The organism is Arthrobacter flavus (genome assembly GCF_039526005.1).
In the GTDB taxonomy this organism is placed as follows: domain Bacteria; phylum Actinomycetota; class Actinomycetes; order Actinomycetales; family Micrococcaceae; genus Arthrobacter_D; species Arthrobacter_D flavus.
Genome location: NZ_BAAAIJ010000030.1, coordinates 1 through 1,945, shown reverse-complemented (window position 1 = coordinate 1,945; position 1,945 = coordinate 1). Strand labels below are relative to the sequence as shown.

Genomic DNA, 1,945 nt, shown 5'->3' with positions numbered 1-1,945 from the left:
GAGTTTGAGACAATCTACTTAGCCACACACGCGGCCTAGAAACCACCCACCCCCAGTGTCAACCAAAGTCTGGGCAGACCCGGCACGAGCATCTAGGGACAGCGTGCAGCATTACTGGGCGCGGTTATTCTTCGAACTGGCGGCTGATGAAACCTGACATGCCCGGAACGGTGAATCGCACAGCGCCATGATCAGGGGCATAGATAAGGCCTTTGGCAATCAGGTTCGAGCGGGCAACGGTGAGCTGGCTGGCGGCCCGGTTAAGCCGAGATGCGACCTGGGCTGTGGCTGAGGCTTCGTCTTGATCATCAGCCATGGCACGCAGGTATTGACGTTCCGCAGGCGTTGCCCGCTGCCAGCGTGCCCTAAAGAACCCTGCGTCGAGCTGTTCTGTCCCTATTTCGATGGCCAGATTGGCGTCGTCCAGGTTGACAGTCTTGCTGGAGGCTACGTCCCACACAGCTTTGCCGTAGGCCTGCAGGAAGAAGGGGTAGCCGTCTGCCGCGGTAACAAGCGCGCGAAGGGCATCTGCGTCTAGGTGGGCGCCGAGCTGGTTCATGGGAACACTGATGGCGTCCGCTGCCGATGACTGGTCCAGGGCGCCGATGGTGCGGTAATCAAAGAGGCGTTCTGAGTACGACCTTGATGCGCTGAGCTTTCCCGGGAGGTTGGGCAGTCCTGCACCGATGATGAAGAACGGCCAGCCTCTTTGGCCTGCCATGTGCTGGACGGAAATGAGCGCACCAAGAAGTTCGTCGTCTAGGTCCTGCATCTCGTCGATGAAGATTCCAAAACCGCTGCGGGTTTTAGCCATGGCTGTGGCGATGTCTTCTACGAGCTCTTCAAGATCGATGTCCAGATTTCCGGAATCCGCCCGCCCTTCCGTGGCACCGAGGGTAGCCGATACCCCAGTCACACCGAGAGTCACGTTGAAGGACCCGATGCTGCCCAGAACACCCTTTACATGGTCCCAAGCAGATCTGGCCCGCAGCCTCCGTGCACCCGCTTCAATCGCTCGGCCCAGTTTTTTACGTGTCGCTTTCTGCCCTTCCGGAGAAGGCTGGGCTTCTACCTGGACAACAAACCAATCATGCCGTTCAGCTTGCGCGGCGAAGTTATTTAACAACACCGTCTTGCCAACACCTCGAAGGCCCGAAAGGAGCATCCCCCGTTCAGCGGCCTGACGTTTAGTCCTCACAATCAGCCGGTCGAACGCGTCTATCTCTGCTCCACGACCCTCAAGCGCGGGAGGTTTAAGGCCAGATCCGGGTACGAAGGGGTTCATATCGGGGTTCATCCCAGAAGTCTATAGAAGTATATGAGCCGATATATGGAATTTCTTATATCGCCGCATATATTTTTATGAACTCACACCGGCAGCCTGTAGACGAGATGCGAGTCCCGCAAACGTGGGTCCTCAGCAATCTGAATCGGGCACGAGAACCGAGACAGACAGCTTGGCGTGTCGTCCACGTCCCTCGTCTCACCCGGTCGCGACCCTCGAACCATCGATATCGGACGGACACAGTCCATGGCCTGCCGATAGAGATGGGCCGTCTGAGGCACTATTGGTCCTATGCCGAATCTAGGCCAATATGTGAGGTACCAGGCGAAAGAACCCAACAAGAGCGGGAAACCGAAGCATGAAGTGGACTGAATTCATAGGTCTAACCAGACCAAAAAACACTCCCCCGGCTCCCGGGCTTTACTGGTTCCTTGCCGTCCTAGCGGTCACGCTCACCATAGCCAGCATCGTTGGTCAAGCAGGCCTATGGATATCGCTCGCTTGCGGAATCCTTGCAGCCATACTGACCGCGATCGCCTTAGTGCTCACTTCAAAAGAGAAGGAACGCAGAACCGGATGGGTCTGCCCAGACTTTGGTTGACACTGGGGGTGGGTGGTTTCTAGGCCGCGTGTGTGGCTAAGTAGATTGTCTCAAACTCG

The 1,945-nt window shown here is 57.0% G+C and carries 1 protein-coding gene; it reads right to left on the bottom strand.

Going from position 1 to position 1,945, the window contains the following annotated elements:
• Window positions 1–124 precede the first annotated feature (124 nt).
• Entirely contained in the window at window positions 125–1,297 is a 1,173-nt protein-coding gene (locus ABD059_RS07550) for an ATP-binding protein (protein WP_343878771.1), read from the bottom strand.
• Between the last annotated feature and the right edge of the window lie 648 nt (window positions 1,298–1,945).